The 20967-nt window shown below is 41.9% G+C and carries 12 protein-coding genes; 6 read left to right on the top strand and 6 right to left on the bottom strand.

Translation table 11 applies throughout. The features are described from left to right. Window positions 1–420 precede the first annotated feature (420 nt). The 4 genes from ACM0OW_RS08150 to petH form a co-directional block, all read right to left on the bottom strand. On the bottom strand, window positions 421–2856 hold the full coding sequence (locus ACM0OW_RS08150; RefSeq protein ID WP_414549535.1) for a tetratricopeptide repeat protein: 2436 nt from the start codon (window positions 2854–2856) through the stop codon (window positions 421–423). Window positions 2857–3092: 236 nt separating this feature from the next. Then, entirely contained in the window at window positions 3093–3491 is a 399-nt protein-coding gene (locus tag ACM0OW_RS08155; protein ID WP_414549536.1) for a hypothetical protein, read from the bottom strand. Between the two features lie 173 nt (window positions 3492–3664). Further along, window positions 3665–4951 carry a homoserine dehydrogenase gene (locus tag ACM0OW_RS08160; RefSeq protein ID WP_414549537.1) on the bottom strand — a complete coding sequence of 429 codons (1287 nt, stop codon included), beginning with the start codon at window positions 4949–4951 and terminating at the stop codon, window positions 3665–3667. Between the two features lie 249 nt (window positions 4952–5200). Continuing rightward, window positions 5201–6541, bottom strand: coding sequence for a ferredoxin--NADP reductase (petH, locus tag ACM0OW_RS08165; protein WP_414549538.1), 1341 nt, complete (start codon window positions 6539–6541; stop codon window positions 5201–5203). Between the two features lie 1161 nt (window positions 6542–7702). On the opposite strand from petH, the gene ACM0OW_RS08170 reads away from it, so the two are divergent. From ACM0OW_RS08170 to ACM0OW_RS08185, 4 genes are all read left to right on the top strand, one after another. Next, window positions 7703–8707, top strand: a complete 1005-nt coding sequence (locus ACM0OW_RS08170; protein ID WP_414549539.1) for a phosphoribulokinase — start codon at window positions 7703–7705, stop codon at window positions 8705–8707. A gap of 309 nt (window positions 8708–9016) precedes the next feature. Then, on the top strand, window positions 9017–10279 hold the full coding sequence (metK, locus tag ACM0OW_RS08175) for a methionine adenosyltransferase (RefSeq protein ID WP_414549540.1): 1263 nt from the start codon (window positions 9017–9019) through the stop codon (window positions 10277–10279). Window positions 10280–10972: 693 nt separating this feature from the next. Next, a complete protein-coding gene (locus tag ACM0OW_RS08180; RefSeq protein WP_414549541.1) occupies window positions 10973–12697 on the top strand; it encodes an ATP-binding protein in 1725 nt (574 codons plus the stop codon). Between the two features lie 562 nt (window positions 12698–13259). Continuing rightward, window positions 13260–15689, top strand: coding sequence for a HEAT repeat domain-containing protein (locus ACM0OW_RS08185; RefSeq protein WP_414549542.1), 2430 nt, complete (start codon window positions 13260–13262; stop codon window positions 15687–15689). On the opposite strand, the gene ACM0OW_RS08190 is transcribed toward ACM0OW_RS08185, so the two are convergent. After that, window positions 15678–16052 (bottom strand): hypothetical protein, encoded by a 375-nt coding sequence (locus tag ACM0OW_RS08190; RefSeq protein ID WP_414549543.1) that lies wholly within the window; start codon window positions 16050–16052, stop codon window positions 15678–15680. The genes ACM0OW_RS08185 and ACM0OW_RS08190 overlap by 12 nt on opposite strands. Window positions 16053–16255: 203 nt before the next feature. Between ACM0OW_RS08190 and pcrA the strand changes: the two genes are divergently transcribed. Beyond that, complete coding sequence (pcrA, locus tag ACM0OW_RS08195) at window positions 16256–18580, top strand: DNA helicase PcrA (protein WP_414549544.1); 2325 nt, start codon at window positions 16256–16258, stop codon at window positions 18578–18580. A gap of 217 nt (window positions 18581–18797) precedes the next feature. Beyond that, window positions 18798–20087, top strand: coding sequence for a hypothetical protein (locus ACM0OW_RS08200; RefSeq protein WP_414549545.1), 1290 nt, complete (start codon window positions 18798–18800; stop codon window positions 20085–20087). Window positions 20088–20126: 39 nt separating this feature from the next. On the opposite strand, the gene ACM0OW_RS08205 is transcribed toward ACM0OW_RS08200, so the two are convergent. Then, window positions 20127–20966: a M56 family metallopeptidase gene (locus ACM0OW_RS08205; RefSeq protein ID WP_414549546.1), complete on the bottom strand. Its 840-nt coding sequence runs from the start codon at window positions 20964–20966 to the stop codon at window positions 20127–20129. Between the last annotated feature and the right edge of the window lies 1 nt (window position 20967).

The raw sequence follows: 20967 nt of genomic DNA on the forward strand, positions 1-20967 counted from the left end.
TACTAGGGTAGCCATTCTCTAAATGTAGCCGTTGACAAAAACTACAATTTATGCATATTAAGGCGCTCTTTGAGCGTCTTTTTTTATCGGTGATCAATTCAGGCGATCGCTCTCTCGCTTTTTTGCGATTCAATCATATAGCAAAGTTCTGATTTCTGAGTATAAACCTAGTCTCTATAAGGTTTTGAGATATTAACACAGTCCTAAGCGATATGGCTACAGCTATATATTGCGATCGCCTTGCTGCTGTAATCGCACTGGCTCAGGAACTTGTAGAATATAGGCGATCGCCCGATCCAATCCTTTAATTACGAATTATTTTCTTAGCGAATTGCCACAGTAAAGAAAACGGTAAAATTACAATCACCAATAATATTTGTAAAAACTGACCTAGCCGACGTTTCCAAGTAGCAATGGGAATTAACGTTGTCGCAGAATTGCCAAGTTTTCTTTAATTGTCGCTGTAGTGGGATGATTAACCCCTAATACCCGTTGACACATCTCCAAGGCTTTTTTGTAGAAGTGTTCGGCTTGACTGTACCGCCCTTGACTATAGTAGAGAGAAGCTAAATTGTTCAAGCTAGTAGCCACATTGGGATGGTCGCCGGCAAACAAGCGCTGTATAATCTCCAATGCTTGAATGAACAGAGGTTCGGCTTGACTGTAGCGCCCTTGATTGTTGTAGAGTAGAGCTAAATTGTTCAAGCTAGTAGCGACATCAGGATGGTCGTCGGCAAACAAGCGCTGTCTCATCTCCAAGGCTTTTTTGTAGAGGGGTTCGGCTTGACTGTACCGCCCTTGACTACGATAAAGTTCGGCTAAATTGTTCAAGCTAGTAGCGACATCAGGATGGTCGCCGGCAAACAAGCGCTGTGTCATCTCCAAGGCTTGAATGAAAAGAGGTTCGGCTTGACTGTACCACCCTTGACTTTTGTAGAGAAAAGCTAAATTGTTCAAGCTAGTAGCGACATTGGGATGGTCGCTGGCAAACAAGCGCTGTTTCATGTCCAAGGCTTGAATGTAGAGGGGTTCGGCTTGACTGTACCGCCCTTGACTACGATAGAGTTCGCCTAAATTGTTCAAGCTAGTAGCGACATCAGGATGGTCGCCGGCAAACAAGCGCTGTGTCATCTCCAAGGCTTGAATGAAAAGAGGTTCGGCTTGACTGTACCACCCTTGACTTTTGTAGAGAAAAGCTAAATTGTTCAAGCTAGTAGCGACATTGGGATGGTCGCTGGCAAACAAGCGCTGTTTCATGTCCAAGGCTTGAATGTAGAGGGGTTCGGCTTGACTGTACCGCCCTTGACTACGATAGAGTTCGCCTAAATTGTTCAAGCTAGTAGCCACATCAGGATGGTCGCCGGCAAACAAAGCTTGGCAAACATTGACACATTCCTCATACCAAGGTTCTGCTAATTTATATAGTCCTTGTCCCTGATAAAATCTTGTTACTCCTACAAATATCCCAATTACTTGATCATTGGGAACTGATGCTGGGGAATTTATCTGTTTTTCAGCTGCTTGCTTAATCTCGGTAATTATCCTATTTCCCAAGTCTTCAATATGGGGAACAACATCCTTGATGCTTTCGATATCCTCAGAAGTGGGAGATTGGGGAAGGTAATGAGCTACAACTATCATGGCAGAAGTAAAGGTTGTTTCTAAAACTGATTTTATTTCCCCAGAATTAGTTAACTGTTCTTGCAAGAACCACCGCACCAAAGCATGAATTTTATAATATTCTCCTTCTGTAGCTTCTACCAGTTGCAGCAAGTTACGTGCGTAAAGTTGCTTTTTCGCTGCGTTTAGTTCCTCTTGTGACCAATTTAGCTGTATTGCTGCTTCATCTTCTGCTTTCCCTCCATCTGTCGCCACCCAAGTCACTAAATCCCAAAGAATCTGTTGGGGAGCAAATAAACTCAAAAATTTTCCTAATTGTTGTGTGAGGGGGTCAAGTTTTTCCCAAGTTAAGGTAAACGCTGCTTTGACTCCCAGTTGCGCTTGACCAATGGTAGAATCTGGCTCTCGCTGTAAAGATATTTCAGCTAATTTTTGGGTTTGTAGTCTCTCCAACATTGTATTCAGAGATAGTCCTGGGTCGCGGACTAAATAACCTCCGACTAACACTATTCCCAAAGGCAAATATTCCAGACATTCACATATTGCAGTTGCAGCTTCTAATTGATTTTCAACTCGCCTGTCTTTGTTCCCTAACAATCGGTTTAACAGTTCTAATGCTTTTCCTGGTTCTGTTTCTGGAGACAGAACATATAAAGGTATCTCTTGAATAAAATTCGGGTCTAAATTTCGTTGTCTCGTTGTCACCAAAACGCGAAAGCGTTGATTTTCGGGTAAGACTTGGCGGAGATTAGCTAAGTCTGTGACATCATCGAAGACTATTAATATAGGCAAGGTAGAGTCAGGATATCTAGACCAACACCAAGCAATTTGTTCTTTTAGGCTTAACAGTTTGCCCCCTAGTTTTTGGGGAATCTCCAAACCAAGATTGATAAAAAATTCCAAAATTTCAGCAGCAAGATTACTGTTGCGATCATTGAACCAAGCAATACCGCCATAATTATCTTGATATCTTTTGGCGTATTGGGTAGCTAATTCGGTTTTGCCTACGCCTCCCATCCCTGAAATTGCCACATAATTTCCACGCTGCAAGTGTTTATGCACTCGTGTCAGTTCCTGTTCACGTCCGACGAAATGAACAGAACCACGATAAGGAATATATTTTGTGGGAGTTAACTGTTTCTGCCCCTGAATAATTTGAGTACCAATGTTAACTTGACCACCAAAGGCAGCATAAGCACCAATTTTGTCAGCACGCTTCCCAGAGTCGTTAAACATAAATATTTCAGATAAAAATAATCATTGTGGGGTGGGTGTCCTCACCTCACTTTTCACAGGATATGGAAAAACCAAAGCTAAACCTAACCCCCTTCCCTACCAGGGAAGGGGGAAAATTCAAAGCCTCTCCCCTTGGAGGGGAGAGGTTTGGAGAGAGGTTTTCCATATCCCGTCCTCACCCGCCCAAAACAGGCAAGATGCCTGTTCCACAAAAAAATTTAAAGCCCTATTTCAGCTTAAAAAGACTGATTTTGAATATTTCCTGTCCCTCCAGGCATGACTACCTGACCAATTTTGTCAGCTAACTTTTGCAGGTTAGGCATAGCCAGAATTTCTGCAAACTTGGGATTTGGTTCTGCTTTTGCTGCTGCTGCCAATTCCTGTGCAGCTTGTGCTACTTCAGGATTAGCCTGTGCAGCCGATTCTACCTCAATTAAAGCTTTGCCATAATCTAGCGGTTGTTCTGGTGCTTTCTCAATAGCAACTACAGTCTGAGGAGAGTGTTTTCTCAGCTTGACAAGAAATTGACCAGTTTTATCCCATAAAACTTCGCCTACCTTTTCGCCCGTTTTTTCTAAGGCTTTGGTGGCGACTACAGAGCCAATGGCGATCGCAGCAGTAGTTAAAGGTTCCATGTTCTTGAGGTAGAGGCTATTCCTTATAATACATAGCTTTTATGTATAATTTCGCAATTAAAGGGATGTGGGCGGGTCTACTAATATCCCCGTTAATCATGAATGATATCTGTAAACCCGCCCCTACCAGTTGAACCTGTTTTACCTTGTCTCCTAGCAATTTCTGAGCCTATTTACAAGACGCGCAGTAAACTGGGAATACTATCTATCGCTTCTAAATTCTGAATTTCTGCCAAGGCTTGCCGAAAATCGCCTTCTCGCACATCGTGAGTAACAACAACAATTTCTGCTAGTCCTTCCTGAAAACCTGTTTGGACTACTGACTCTAAACTCACGCCATAGTTACCAAAGCAAGTACCCAATTTACCAATAACTCCTGGTTGGTCTTTGGTGAGGAAGCGGGCATAAAATCGCGTTACAAGTTCGGTGATGGGGGCAATTTCACAGTAATCTTGGTGTCCACAGGTTAATAGGGGATTGGGGTTAGTTGTACTGGTTTTGAGAACAGCAACTAAATTCAAAATATCCGAGGTGACGGCACTGGCTGTCGCACCCGCACCTGCACCGGGGCCAAAAAACATTACCTGTCCTATGGGTTCACCTTCTACGAGAATGGCATTATAAACACCGTTAATACTAGCTAATGGATGTGTTTTGGCTACTAAGGTGGGATGCACTCTGACAGAGAGGGGAGATGAAGGTGTGTATTGTTTAGCGATCGCTAACAATTTAATCACAAATCCCAACTTTTCGGCATAAGTAATATCTGTCTTACTAACTTGCCGAATGCCTTCACAATAGACATCTTCTAAATTGATACGTCCACCAAAGCCTAATGATGCCAGGATAGCAATTTTATCGGCTGCGTCTAAGCCGTCTACATCAGCTGTAGGATCAGCTTCGGCATAACCTAATTTTTGGGCATCAGCCAAGACATCGCTAAAGTTGCTGCCTTCGGTTTGCATCCTGGTGAGGATGTAGTTAGTTGTACCGTTAACGATGCCTGTAATAGTATGAATACGGTTAACACTTAAAGACTGCTTGAGGGGTTGAATTACTGGAATACCACCACCTACAGCCGCTTCTAACATCACATATACCCCGGCTTGGTTGGCAGTTGTAAAGATTTCTGCACCAAAACGTGCGATCGCCGCTTTATTGGCGGTGACAACGTGTTTACCATTGTTTAAAGCTTGGAGAATTAGCGATCGCGCAGGTTCCAGTCCCCCAATTAACTCCACAACAATATCTACCGCCGGGTCATTGACAATAGACTCTAAATCTGTAGTTAAGACATTGGCAGGTAATTCTACATCTCGAATTTTAGCAAGCGATCGCACTCCTACACGATATATTTCTACTTCCTGCAATAACGGGTTACGTCCCACCACATCTTGCAGTAACTGCACTGTACCTGTACCAACAGTGCCTAAACCTAATATTCCTAGTTTCACTCCCACAAATTTTGCACCCTAATTTTTGAGTGCTGAGTGCTGAGTGCTGAGTGCTTCCTGATTTATACTAATTAGCCTGCTAATCATGGCTTTGTTGGTATAGCCCCAGGTATCTATGGGTAAATCAAGCACTTAGAACTCTGTTCTCAGCTGTCCACATAAAACAATTGTAGGGTGAGTCAACAAAAACCCACCCTACTTATTACTGATTATCCTTTGTTAATCGCCTCAGTCGAATGACTAAAGACTATAAACTTAGTAAGTTTCTACGTGCCAGCGATGAGCTTTTTTAAGTTCCTTCTGGAAATCACTCCAAACTACTCCTTCCTTCGCAGCAGCAGCACTTAGCGCTTCATCGATACCACCTTCCATACCACGCAAACCGCAGATGTAAGTGTGAGTTTTTTCTTCCTTAATCAACTTCCACAATTCATCAGCGTGTTCTGCCACCCGGTCTTGGATGTACATTCTGCCACCTTGGGGATTTTTTTGTTCCCGGCTGATAGCACAAGTCAAGCGGAAGTTATCAGGATATTTCTCCTGCATTTCTTCCAGTTCTTCTTTATATAAGATGTTGGGAGTGGTGGGAACCCCAAATATCAGCCAAGAGAATCCTTTAAATTGGTATTCTGGGTTAGCTGCTCTTTCCGCATCCTTAAACATCCGCCACAGATAAGCCCGCATGGGAGCGATACCTGTTCCAGTTGCCATCATAATTACTTTGGCTTCTGGATCTTCGGGTAGCAACATTTCCTTACCCACTGGCCCAGTGATTTTCACCTCTGCGCCGGGTTCAAGTTGAGTTAGGTGAGTAGAACAAACACCGTAAACTGTTTCACCGCTTTCTGGGTGTTTATACTCCAATTGGCGGACGCACAGTGATACGGTTCTATCATCCACATCATCGCCATGACGAGTGGAAGCAATAGAATATAGTCTGAGTTTTTCTGGCTTGCCGTTCTTATCTACACCTGGAGGAATAATCCCAATACTTTGACCTTCAACGTATTTCAAATCACCGCCGGACAGGTCGAACTTGAGGTGCTGAACAATACCAATACCGTCTTCTTTAACTAACGGTTCATTAGATATACACTTACCAACAAATGGAGCATTAGGACGGTAAATATTGACAGGAACGTCAGCGCCTTTTTTGGCTTTCGCTTGAGTCATGGTGTTGCCTTTTTTGTCCTTCTTTTTAAGCTGATCTTCAGCTGATGGTTTAGCAAAGCCTTTGACTTCACTATTAGTAACAGGTGTAGCTTTACCATTCCCCTCAGTGTTAGCAGCTATTTCAGATGTAACTAAAGACTCCTCTTTGTGTCCAGCACTCTCGTGAGAGACTTTACCATTAAGTTGTTCTAGAGTACTTACAGATTGGATACTAACAATTTTGCCGCCTAGGCGAGTGATCCGTCGCATTTCTTGATTCATGCGGTTGTAAGGTACTCTGATGAACACACTGCCACTTTTCCGAATTGGGTAGTTTGTTTGATCAGTTTCTTCGTTTTGGCGCAGACCCACCACTTCGTAAACGAAGACGCGGCTACCTAATTCTATGTTGGCAGCACCTTCAACAGCACCTTGATTGTACATTCGTTCTAACACTCCGATTTTTACTTAACCGTTTCTCAAAAAAAAATTCTTTCCTTTTACCAGTTTTAGTGTACCGAATTTTTGGATACCAAGACTGGCACTCTGGGAAAGGGGCATTATCAGCTAATGCCGTGCTAGGTTCACTCACCAAAGACATACAAGGATAGCAAAAAACACACCTGTTCACCTTCTAAGGTAAAGGATAAGCCTTTGGCAGAATGTTAATAATGAGTCAATTTAATCTTTTTTTCGTGAACTGCTAATCCTATCAAGGAGATAGCTTTCAACCACCCAAAAGGCAAGACCCAATGACCTATAGCTTGGCAGTTTCCTTTTATACGACTATTAAAATAGACTTACCTTGCGGTAACACTTGCCCAAACCCCTATATCCTGCGGTAAAAAAACAGGGTTTTGGGCTTCTAGCCTTAACTCAGAAACACCTACAATCAGTTTCACTTGATGTGAAACATCTGTCAACCTCTAGGAGTGCCTGGCACTCACTTGAGCATTTTGAGCAAATACCCGCCTGAAACTCTGATGATGCGGATTGTTTCACCTAATTATGATGCTGAGGTTGAATTTGTCGAGCATTGCCATAGCGCTCATGCAAATTTTCCCCCTGATCAAAATAAATCGGTTACTTAAATCAATTATACTTGATCAACTTGGCGAACCAAGGTCAAAACTCAGTAGGGGAAGTTGAGACAACACTTTTAGGGGTGATTACAGGGGACTGAAAATTGCTAATTTAATTATTAGTAATGTTTGGGAAAGCAAGAGGTTGTTTCTCAGTAACTCAGGTCTAACGACATTCGGCTTGTGAGAGCAATCGCATAAGCCGTACTGACGAGACTACCCTAAGCGTAGCGTCTCGTAGGGATATGGTAGCCGTTATTTGAATGAGAGCAAATCTTGTTATAGAATACCCCCTTCTGTTAAAATCAAATACACCACTAGGATTAAATACTTACCAGCCAGCAAGGAATTAAGTATAACTTGGATGACAGACAACTATAGTTTAGTTGTCTGCCCGTCTAGATATTCCATAGCCCTGCTGAGTAGCAAAAACACAGGATCAACCAATGGGGTAAACTCCTGGTTTAAAAATCTTCTGTGTGAAAAAATATTGATTGACACATTTAGTATTTAGAGGAAATTTATGACAACTAAGCCGGAACGCGTGGTATTGATTGGAGTAGCCGGAGACTCTGGATGCGGTAAATCTACCTTTTTACGTCGTTTAATAGATTTATTTGGTGAAGAGTTCATGACGGTTATCTGCTTAGATGACTATCATTCTTTAGACCGCAAACAGCGCAAAGAGACTGGGATAACTGCACTTGACCCCAGAGCCAATAATTTTGACCTGATGTATGAGCAAATCAAAGCGCTTAAAGAAGGTCAAGTGATTGATAAGCCGATTTATAACCACGAAACCGGGATGATTGATCCACCAGAGCGTGTGCAGCCCAATCACATCGTAGTTGTAGAAGGTCTCCATCCTTTATATGATGAGAGAGTGCGATCGCTACTTGATTTCAGCGTCTATTTCGATATTAGTGATGAAGTCAAAATTGCTTGGAAAATCCAACGCGATATGGCAGAAAGAGGACATCGTTATGAAGATGTCTTAGCTCAAATCAATTCTCGTAAACCCGATTTTGAAAAATTCATCGAGCCACAACGAGAATTTGCTGATGTCGTGCTTCAGGTACTGCCCACGAACCTGATTAAAAATGATACAGAACGCAAGGTGCTGCGGGTACGTATGCTCCAACGTGAAGGCAAAGAAGGTTTTGAGCCAACCTACCTATTTGATGAAGGGTCAACCATTAACTGGACTCCCTGCGGACGCAAACTAACTTGTTCATACCCTGGTATGCAAGTATACTATGGTTCTGATGTCTATTACGGTCGCTACGTCTCAGTATTAGAAGTAGACGGTCAATTCGACAACCTAGATGAAGTTATTTATATCGAAACCCATCTGAGTAAGACATCCACCAAGTATGAAGGTGAGATGACTCACTTACTATTGCAACACCGTGAGTATCCAGGTTCCAATAACGGTACTGGCTTGTTCCAAGTGCTGACAGGCTTGAAAATGCGCGCCGCCTACGAACGCTTGACAGCAAAAGAAGCCAAACTAGCAGTTCAAGTTTAATTAAGCCGTGGTTATACCACAGCTTTCGGGGGTACTTCTAGGTTTCCCCCTTTCTTATTCAGAAAAATATCTCCATATTTGCCATACTACAAATTTTGTCATAACGGCATTGCAAATGCTGATAGATATCAGTTATCAAACCTGATTCTATTCGCCAAATACTGAATATAAATGTGTAAATTATAAAAAATCAATGCAATACTAACTTCGGAGTGCGTAAATATTGTTATGATTTCATAAATTAGCTGCTGAACTAAATAAATAACCAAAATTTTAGCCAGTGGCAATCTTTGAAAAGGAGGAACCTCTTTGTCTAAACGCTGTTTATTTACCTCCGAATCAGTTACCGAAGGTCATCCAGATAAGATTTGCGATCAAATTTCTGATACGATCCTAGATGCCTTATTAACAGAAGATCCTAGCAGTCGGGTTGCGGCTGAGGTAGTAGTTAACACTGGTTTGGTGCTAATCACTGGTGAAATCACTAGTAAAACTAATGCGAATTATGTCAACATTGCCCGCCAAAAAATAGCTGAAATTGGCTACATAGACGCTGTTAATGGCTTTTCGTCCAGCAGCGCTAGCGTTCTGGTGGCTTTAGATGAACAATCACCCGATATAGCTCAAGGCGTTAATGTCGCCCAAGAAACCCGCCAGCAGGATAGCGATGAACTATTCGACAAAATTGGTGCGGGTGATCAAGGTATCATGTTTGGCTTCGCCTGCAACGAAACACCGGAACTGATGCCCTTACCCATAAGTCTGGCTCATCGCATTGCTCGCCGACTGGCAACAGTTCGGAAAACAGGCAAATTGCCATACCTGCGCCCCGACGGCAAAACACAAGTAACTGTAGCCTACGAAGATGGGTATCCTGTAGGTATTGACACGATTCTGATTTCCACTCAGCATACAGAGAGTATCGGGGAAATCACTGAAGAAGCCGCAATACAAGCCAAGATTAAACAAGACCTCTGGTCAGCAGTAGTGGAGCCTGTTTTTGGTGACATTGACATTAAGCCAAATCAAGACACACGTTTCCTAGTCAACCCCACTGGCAAATTTGTGATTGGTGGTCCTCAAGGAGACTCTGGTCTGACAGGTCGGAAAATTATTGTTGATACCTACGGTGGTTATTCTCGACATGGTGGCGGCGCTTTTTCCGGTAAAGATCCCACAAAGGTTGACCGTTCGGCTGCTTATGCGGCTCGGTATATGGCTAAAAACATTGTGGCGGCTGGGTTGGCTCAAAAGTGTGAGGTTCAGCTTAGTTATGCCATTGGTGTAGCCCGCCCCGTGAGCATTTTCCTGGAAACTTTTGGGACTGGTAAATTGGATGATGAAACCTTGTTGGAATTAGTCAAAGACCAATTTGAACTACGTCCCGCCGGGATTATCCATACTTTCAATTTACGTAACTTACCCAGTGAACGAGGCGGACGTTTTTATCAGGACATCGCGGCTTACGGTCACTTTGGGCGCAATGATTTAGATTTACCTTGGGAGCGCACCGATAAGGTGGAATTGTTGCAGCAACTAGTCACACAATCGCTAGCGGCTGCGATCGCTTAGAGTAACAGCAGTAGGGAGTTAAAGTAGAAGGGGTAGTTTACATCCTGGACAAAACCCCCTACTGCTTTGTCAAGATGTTAAAAGAAATGGATGTTTTTTTTATAATTAAACTAATCGGTGATACGATCCTTATTGGCTTAGTCCAAACTATTAAATTTTGTGGCGTTGATGTTTCTGTCCGTAGGCAATAAAAATGAATTTTTGTATAAAGTCTATGTGGCGATTACCAAGGCTGGGAGTAAGATAGGGTGGCATCTAGCCAATGGTCAAATATTGGCTTAATTAACTGAGTATTAAGAATATAGAGTTTCTTCATCTGCTAAGTACGCAATTTATGTGTAAATTGCGGAAAGTTACTCTGTTTTTGCATCTGTGGTTAATTAATTGTATGGCTACGCCACGGCAGTTATCGCATTTGTAAAGACACAATGAATTACGTCAATACCAAGTTAAAACTGCTATAGTGGTGACGAAGTTTGACTAATCAGGTTTTTTTAACTCATATTAAGTATTTTTGTGAACATTTATTTCACAAGCAATCAAATACTAATTCACGCGTGGGAATTATCTAGTCAGCAGTTCTTGTAACTTTTTATTATAAAAGATACTTTTAGATGCTAATTATCAATGAATGTGATCGTACAAAGAAGACTGATGCGGTCATATTTGTGCGAGAGTAAGGAGGTTTGAGGAATGCAAACTCAAAAACCAATCCCTGTTGACAGTAGTTCAGAAAGCAAAAAAGTGCCAGTTGAAGAGCCTTCAAGAAATGAACTTCCAACTATAGAATTTCCTTCGAGCGGGAAACTCAAAGCTAGTTCTTGGCGAATACATCAAAAAATTGGTTATGGTTATTTTGTGGCCATCGGTATTGGTTTTTTCGGCTCACTGACTGGGTTAGTCATTGCCAATTACTATAGAGGAATAGAAATTAGGCAATTTAATCAAGCCCAAGAGCAAAGGCAATTACTCACAAATTATAAGGATGCAGTCTTAGACGCACAATTATATAGCTCAAATTTAGTTGCAGTCTTGGAAGATCCGCAACAATTGAGCAATACAAACAAGAAATTTCTTCAGAGTGTTAATACAGCTAAAAATTTAGAGCAAGATATTGGCCGATATATAGATAGCAGGCCTGGGACATTAGCCGCCAAAAGTGCTAATTTACAAATTTTATTACAGAATTATAGTACTACTTTAAAATTATACCTTGATGAAATAGATGCTGTCTTAGAGACGATCGACCCTCGACAATTACAGCCAGAACAGACCGAACTTGCACGAGAAAAGTTACTCAAAATTATGCGTGGTGACAGAGCCATGCAGCTAGAGGAACTCTCCCAAAGATTAAGCAAGATCCTGGAAATCGCCGAAGATCAAGAAGAATTAAGGCAAAAAGATGTAGAGCAGGCCAAACAAGTTGAAAGATTTATAGTCATCATGAGTATGCTGGTATCAGTGGCCATTGCCGCCATTGTAGCTTGGCGTACCAGTCGCGCGATCGCGGAACCAGTAATTACTGTCACTCAAGTAGCGGAACAAGTAGCGAGAAAATCTAATTTTGATTTACGCGCTCCCGTCACCACTGAAGATGAAATTGGCTTATTAGCTAAATCGCTGAATCGATTGATTGAACGCGTATCTGAGCGCACAAAGGAGCTAGAACAAGCGAAAGAATTAGCCGAAGCTGCTAGTAAAGCCAAAAGCATATTTTTAGCCAATGTCAGCCACGAATTACGCACGCCATTAAATGCAGTCATTGGCTTGAGTCAACTGCTGCAAGATGACGCTACTGATTTAGAGCTATCGGGAGATTTTATCACAGACTTAGAAACAATTAACTCTGCTGGTAGACATCTGTTGGAACTGATTAATGACATTCTCGACCTGTCAAAAATTGAAGCCGGGAAAATGACTCTCTACCCAGAGACATTTGAGATTTCCACACTCATAAATAATGTGGTGCTGACAGTCAAATCTGCTATAGACAAAAATAATAACATCCTAGAAGTGCATTGTGATCAAGAACTTGGCACAATGTACGCAGATCAAACTCGGATGCGGCAGGTATTATTAAACTTACTCAGTAATGCTGCCAAGTTTACAAGTAATGGCAAAGTTACCTTAACAGTTAAGAGCGAAAACACAGATTTACTATCAGAGAATCCTTTGGGGATGATTACTTTCAGCGTGGCTGATACGGGTATTGGGATGTCTCATAGTCAACAGGAACAATTATTTAAACCTTTTACCCAAGGGGATACATCAACTACGAAAAGGTATGGTGGTACTGGATTAGGTTTAGCAATTAGCCGCCACTTTTGCGAATTGATGGGTGGTAAAGTTATTGTCAAAAGCCAGCCGGGAGTTGGGTCTACTTTCACTGTTCACCTACCATTGACTATACAAGTTTAATGGCGGGTGGGTTGAGAGAATGTTTGAAAAATTCCGCCAGGAACTTAAGTTCCTGTCTCATAGCTAAAGTCCACTTCAGTGGACTAGACTGACTACTTTCGAGGACTTGTGCTATGAGACTCAAGCAAATTTGTGGCTTTGCTGAAACCAAGCATGAATTTAAATGTAGAGACGTTACATGGAACGTCTCTAGAAGGGTTTTGACATGATCACTTCAAATCAGCAACGCCTGAATTTTTTGGGTAAGCGTTTATTTCTAATCATCAGGTATGACGCGAACTGCTTGGGGTAATGTTGATGCAAGAAGATTGGGAAATTATTGCCTCAGCCGCTGCGGATTCTTTGAAACAGCAAATTATGCCACAGGTTTTGGTTGAGAGAAGGCGTAGCCAGGGGAGGAAAATTGCGAGTAGCTATGGTGTGAAAACCCCAATTTTAACCTCTTTACACGGGTTTACGCTGGAAATATAGCCAGAAGAATAAAGTTTTGTTGCTATTTGATCAGTAGAGTCATAGGAATTTGAGAAACTTGATTTAGGATTTACCCATACTGATAAAATACATGACGAAGCTAGGAAAACAATTAGCAGTTACATCTACCGTTTTGTGCTACTTTTTCTCGCTGTTGCTCATATCTCCAGTTTATTCTCAGTCTTTGGGTAAACCCAGGATTGAAGCCGAAATTCAGAAATTAAAATCCAGAGATATTGATATTCGCAGAAATGCTCTTGAAACCTTAAAGCAGGAACCTCAAGAATCCATTCCTGCTTTAATTGCAAAGCTTCGTAATCGTGAAGATTCAGAAATTCAGTCTGAGGCTGCTTGGGCAATCGGTCAAATGGGGGTGGAAGCAAAAATAGCAGTTCCTGATTTGGTCAAGGCTTTAAAGAGCCAGAATGAACAAGTGCGTTTGAAAGCAGTCGAGGCTTTGAATCAGATCAGCTTTGATGTCAGTCTCACATTAAAAGACAAAGAGGTAGTATCAGAACTGACTGAATTAATTAAGAAAGACCCTAATAAAGATATTCAACTTTCGGGTATTTTAACTTTATTAAATATTGGGACAGATGCAAAACCAGCAATGGGCATTTTGCAAGAAAAACTCAAATCGCAACATGGAACTATTCGTAGCTATGCTGCATTGGCATTAGGTAATATGGAAGCCAAGGAAGCAATTCCTGATTTGATCAAAGCTTTAGGAGATAAAGATTCAAACGTTAAGAATTATGTTGCCGCTAGTTTAGCCGATATTGCTGAAAGTTTGCGAGACAATTTGGAAAACCTTAAGGACTCAGAGTTGGATGAAAATATCAAGATTTTTGAACCAGCTTTAAAAATTTTGAACCAGTCTCAAGCTGGGGTTGACAAAAAACACATAGAACCAATTAATAAATATCTCACACGTTTAAAGAATGAGAAACAAACAAGAAATGAGAAACAAAAAAGAAGTCTGGAAGTATTAAAACGACCAGAAGTATTAATACCTTTTGGTTATTTGATTTTCTTTCCTGGACTTTGGTTGATGTTTCTCTGGCTGCGACCTTTATGGTTGTTGAGAATTAATCAAATCTTGAAGCCTTATACTGATTTTCAACTACCGGGGAATCTAGGTGGAATTAAAGTTTCGCTACGCTCTCTGTTGTTAGTTGAGTTCTTCAACTATCATCCTAGAGTTTTGGATGCGTGGGTCAACCAATCCATTAACTCAATCCGAAAAGAGTTTCAGCACAAGAACACAGTGCGCGATCGCCAAATTTATATCCCAATTCCGGTAATGTTTGAAGAGCAAATCCTTCCTGAGTTAACAGCTAAAGACTTGGGTCAAGTATGGACTAATCGTGCTTGTCTGTTGATTTGGGGCGAAGGAGGCGCTGGTAAAACCAGTTTAGCTTGTCAGATAGCAAAGTGGGCAATGGCAGAAAATATGGAAGAACGGCTTTGTAACCACCTCATGCTACCAATTTTGATTGAGCAGGAACTTGACTTTACTCCAGTATCCGGCAGATCGCCTTTTTTAGAAACTATTCGGGGGCAACTTCAGGATTTAACCAATATGGCTGAACCGATTTCTGAAGAACTTCTAGAGCGTCTACTTAGAGGGCGTTATATCCTGGTGATTGTAGACCATTTTTCAGAAATGAGTGAAGCTACCCGAAGAGCGATTCGTCCTGAGTTACCTGATTTCCCAGTTAATGCACTGATTATTACTTCTCGGCAGAAGGAAACTTTGGGACAAGTGACAAAATGTACTCTCAGACCCCTACGTATTGAAGGTAATCGCTTGTCATCTTTTATGGAAGCTTATTTGCTCCGACGCAGTAAACGGGAACTTTTTAGTGATTCCGAATTTTTTAGTGCCTGTAGTCACCTTTCTTCCCTAGTAGGACAGCGAACAACTACGGTGTTGCTTGCCAGGATGTATGCTGAACAAATGATTGCTGCTAAGACTGGGACAGTTGTTAGTGATTTGCCTGATACAGTGCCTGATTTAATGCTGCGTTATTTAAATGAACTCAACCGTAAGGCAGTAACAGGCCAACCTGATAACCGTACAGTGCAACAAGATACGAAAGCGATCGCCGGGGAATGTCTTAAACGCAAATACTCCCCCAGTCCCATTAAGCGTAATGTAGCTATCGCTGCGATGGGTGGAGAGGATGCGGCGAGCCGTATTAAATATTTAGAAGAGCGTCTGCACATTATTCAAACTATTGGTGCTGCTGAGGATCTCATTAAGTTTTCGCTCGATCCATTAGCAGAATATTTAGCAGCTTTACAGATGATAGACCTTTACAACCAGAATGAATCTGAATGGTCTCAATTTTTTGTGCGGATAGATGGTCTAGCCAGTTCACAAGCAAATGTGCAAGGTTTTCTTTTAGCGTTGCAAGATTGCTGCTTAAGTAGCAATCCTGTAACCGATATTCCTGCTTTTGTTTATGAAGAGCTAAATCGACGACTTCGCACTGCTACCCGCAGGTTAAATGTTTAAACAGGGTCTGCAAGTAATAGAACCATCTTCATTCCTGACGCAACACATTTTCCAACTGTTCATTGTTGTAGTAAAGTTTTCAGCTTCCCTACTGGAGCTTGCTTCATTGGCACGCGAAGCCATATTTAGGTTAACTGTTTCAGTAGGCTTCTGAGAAGTTGGAATTTTAATAATATACTGAAAGTCAGCTATTGTCGCTTGTGGCAGATCCTTGTCCTGGAAAACTTGGTTAAAGCCTTTGACAATTTCAGCAATCTGGCTTTCAATTTGGTTGATCATAGGCTGTACCTCAGCAGGAATAGTTACCTCACTGCTGTTAGTTGAATTTCCTGTCGTTGGCTGATCTTCTGGAGTGTTAAGCATTAAATTTTGTGATAATAAGTCATATAAGCATACAGATCAATACAGTTTATATCAATTGGTATTAGCGGTCATTGGAGTATCGAACGCGATGAATCACGTCTTTACAAGGGGAACAAATTTTTCTCTCATGATCTGTCGCCAGCCGATTACCCATAGTTATACTCTGCTAATATGCAAGTGGTCGATGATCTATCTACACCTCTATGACAACAACTATTGATTTTCTCAGCCATCTGAATCCCAGCCAACGTCAAGCTGTCGAACATTATTGCGGCCCGTTGTTAGTTGTGGCTGGTGCAGGTTCAGGTAAAACACGAGCGCTAACTTATCGTATTGCTAATCTGATTCTCAAACACCGTGTAGAGCCTGAGCATATCCTGGCTGTCACCTTCACGAACAAAGCCGCACGGGAGATGAAGGAACGGATTCAAAAGCTATTTGCTGAAGATTTGGCGATGAAACAACATGGCAAAAAATTTGACTTGTTGACAGAATACCAACAAATGCAGTTGCGATCGCAAGTCTATAAAAATACTGTTAAAGACTTGTGGTGTGGTACTTTTCACAGTTTATTTTCCCGGATTCTTCGGTTTGATATCGACAAATACCAGGACGAAAAAGGCAGACGTTGGAATCGCACTTTTTCAATTTTTGACGAATCCGATGTCATCAGTTTGATGAAAGAAATTGTTAATAAACAGCTAAACTTAGACGACAAAAAGTTTGATGCTCGTTCTGTACGCTACGCTATCAGTAACGCTAAAAATCAAGGTTTTTCACCCCAGGAATTTGAACGCGAACAGCCAAATTATCGGGGAAGGGTAATCGCCCAAGTTTATAATTGTTATCAAGATAAGTTAGCCGAAAATAATGCTCTCGATTTTGATGATTTAATTCTAGTACCTACAAGATTATTTCAGCAAAATGAGCAGGTTCTAGATTATTGGCATCGCAAATTTAAGCATATCCTGGTAGATGAATATCAGGATACTAACCGCACTCAATATGATTTAATTCGGCTGTTAGTGACTAATGGCGAAGACAGCAAGAGTGCTTGGGAATGGAAGAATCGCTCAGTTTTTGTGGTGGGTGATGCAGACCAGTCTATTTACAGCTTCAGAATGGCTGATTTCACCATCTTGTTGGAATTTCAGCAAGAGTTTGGCGATGGTTTAGCTGATGATGATACGCGCTCGATGGTGAAGTTAGAAGAAAATTATCGCTCCTGTGAAAATATTTTGCAAGCGGCTAACGAATTAATTGAAAATAACACTCAACGCATTGATAAAGTCCTGAAGCCGACGCGGGGAAGCGGTGAGCTGATTTATTGTCACAAAGCCGATAATGAAATGGAAGAAGCCGAGTTTGTCATTGGGCAAATTCGCACCTTAGAACAACAAAATCCGGAGTTAGATTGGGGTAGTTTTGCCATACTGTATCGTACTAATGCCCAATCACGACCTTTTGAAGAATTGTTAGTGAGGTATCAAGTTCCTTATACAGTGGTGGGAGGAATGAAGTTTTACGATCGCAAAGAAATTAAAGATGTCATAGCTTATTTAAGAGCGATCGCTAATCCTGCTGATACAGTTAGTTTACTCCGAGTCATTAATACACCCCGGCGCGGTATTGGTAAAGCCACCATTGAAAGCTTAGTTAACGCCTCCTATGAATTGGGGACACCCCTGTGGGAAATACTCAGTGATGAAACATCAGTTAATACATTAGCTGGACGTTCGGCGAAGGCTGTAAATAACTTTGCCAAAATGATCAACCACTGTAAAGAACAAGCTGCAACGGTTCCAGTTTCGGAACTTTTACAAGAACTGCTAAATGAGTCTGGTTATATTAAAGACTTGCACAATCAAGGTACAGATGAAGCCGAAGATAGAATTCAGAACGTCCAGGAACTTTACAACGCCGTACTCCAATTTCAAGAAGAAAGTGAAGACGTTTCTCTGACAGCTTTTCTGCAAAGTAGCGCCCTGAGTTCGGATTTGGATAATTTAAAGGATGGACAAAAAGCTGTATCTTTAATGACTCTGCACGCTTCTAAAGGTCTGGAATTTCCCGTAGTCTTTTTGGTGGGTTTAGAACAGGGACTATTTCCTGGACACCGTTCGCTGAGTAATCCAGAATCCTTAGAGGAAGAACGCCGGCTGTGTTATGTGGGCATTACTCGCGCCCAGGAAAGGTTATATTTATCACACGCCCGTGAACGCCGTTTATATGGTTCACGAGAACCGGCGATGCGATCGCAATTTCTCGATGAATTACCAGAAGAATTATTAAATACACGCAGCAAAGGACGTTATACGCAAACTAAAACTGCTGCTAAAGCTGGCGGTAAGCCCTATACACCCCAAACTTGGCAAGTAGGCGATCGCGTCCTACATAAATCCTTTGGCATCGGTGAAATTACGCACGTTTTTGGACAAGATAATAAGGTGTCTGTGGCGGTTAAATTTGCCAGTTTGGGGCAGAAAATTGTTGACCCCAGGGTAGCGCAGCTGCAAAAAGTAGACTGAAATTAATTTCAGGTTGGAGAGACGCGATAAATCGCCGTCTATACAGAAAATATAGCCGTCAATTATTTTTTGACAAAATACTAGATCACTAAACACCAGGTAACAGAAGCATAATTGCGTATAATGCTATCCTTCTAAGCGATCGCACATAAATTTCTAAAATTAGCGTATAGCTTTTATATGACCTTATCTGTGAGAAGTTGAGAAGAAAGTAGCCATGAGCAACAATTTTCTAAAATCTGGCGATTGGGCTTATGTGGCTAAATGTGGACGCTTACTGTATTGGACTTACTTCAAACCTTTTACCTTGGAAAACTGGTTGAGTAACATCCATCCAGAACTTAAACCGATAGATGATCCCTTTGATAAGCGGGCTGAATTTAGCACAAATTCCTGGTTACGTCGCTATGCTGGGCAGGTTTGGTGGCTGAGTGTCGTAGTTCCAATATTGGCTGTATTATTAGTTGCACCAGTTTACACTCTGGCTAGTGGTGAGTCATTTAACTGGTTCAGAAGTTGTGCTTTTTTCGCAGGCTGGTTTTTAGGAAGGGTTTTAGGGCGTGTCGGCTATAAAAATATAATTGTTATTGTCCTGATTGTATCCTTAAGCGAATTTTTAGACACTCAATTTTCATCAGCGATGCCAGTAGACATTGTGGAAGGTGTGGGGGTGGGCTTGGTGACAGGCTTGGTGGGAGGTGTGGCGCTAGGCGTGGCGATAGGTGTGGGGGCAGGCGTTTCAGTAGGGGTGGCAGGAGGCATTTCAGTAGGGATGGCAGGAGGCGTTTCCGTCAGCGTAGCAGGAGGCGTGTTGTCTACCTTGTTGGTAGGCTTGGTTTCCACCGTGACGGGAGGTTTGGGTTTGGCGGGAGGTTTGGCGGGAGGTTTGGCGGGAGGTTTGGCGTGGATTTTGGGTGTTTTGCGAGTTTACTTCTGGCTACCGGAATTACTGTGGACACTCATTCTCTTTTTATCCAATAGAAAAAGGGTAGATTGTTTACGATACCTACCACCTCGCTTTGATGAACGAATTATTTTGCCTCTGCCTTTTATGGATCGAATGATTGTAGAGGCTTATCAAGAGAACCCAGCAGCAGCCCGTGAGACTATTAATTACTTGATTAGTTATACCAATCAGCAAAAAGTTGCGATAAAGGCAATTACTGAGATTGCTATAGATAGCCTCAATCGTTGTCAAAGGTTGAGCGATATTATAGACATTGACAAGCAACTGGCTTGGATTCCCTCACCACTACCAAAGGAACTTGGCACGGTTTTTTGTCAATTTTTAGATATTAGCCAGGATGTCAGTGCATTAGAGGAAGCTAATTCGCTCTATGTTCAGTATGAATTACTGAATACTTCCATCAGTGCATTACAGGAACTTTCAAACAGTCTTGCTTTTGGTAAAAATACTTTTATGGCGACTAAGTTTAGTAGTATTGCACAACGCTGGCTGACAATTTTGGAGAGGGCAAAGCGCACTTTAGAGGAAACAGCAGATTAACACTCTCAGGTCTAAAGATATGCTCGTTTTACTCTGAGTTCACGTATGAAATATGACGCTCACTAACGGTAGAAATGCTAAAAGAAAACTATGCCAATATTGAGAGTTGATTTCTGGTGTGGGTTCTGGTGGTGCTAATAAAGCTTCTATTCTCTGTTCTAATCTGTCGCTTCCACTAGCGCCTAAAGCTGCACAGCAAATTTCTGATGATACACTGCTGTTACTTACCACCATCAGCAATGACTCTGCTAATAGCAAAGGGTCTACCTGGGAAGCTGCGTAACTGTCAGCCCGTAATTCTCGCAAAGCTAAGAGTTCCTCCCACAAAGCATCTGTATTGGGTAGCCAACTGGTACAAGCACGTACCCAACCCAGCCAGAAAAACCAAAATGTGTCTCGGTAATGGTAGTGTCCTTGTTCATGTGCCAATACACTATCTACATGGGCAGGAGAGAGGGTTTGCAGCAATCCTTGACTAACTACTAATTCTGGATGCCAAAAGCCTATTTGACCCGCAAAGGGCGCGTCTGTGTTCAGTAATCTAACTTGTTTACCCTGAATATTTACTAGGGGAGATTTCCGGGCAGATTCTACAGATTGGCAACCTTGGAAGGCTAGAGTAATGCACAAAATGGCAAAAAATCCTAGCAGAATTAATGCTAGTTCATAACTCCACCAGCCAGTGTGTATCCCGCCCATTTTGCCTTGAGGCCCCATGAAGAGGACTGCGATCGCCGTCATGAAAATTAATAATGGGGGGAAGAGAAACAAAAATAGCGATCGCCACCATCGCATATCCCAATTACCTTGGAGATGATTCCCAGAGTGTCTTAAACTCCAAGCAACTGTGATCGCAGTTAAAATCATCATCAAATGCATG

It is taken from the genome of Anabaena sp. CCY 0017 (genome assembly GCF_963920885.1).
Classification (GTDB): domain Bacteria; phylum Cyanobacteriota; class Cyanobacteriia; order Cyanobacteriales; family Nostocaceae; genus Nodularia.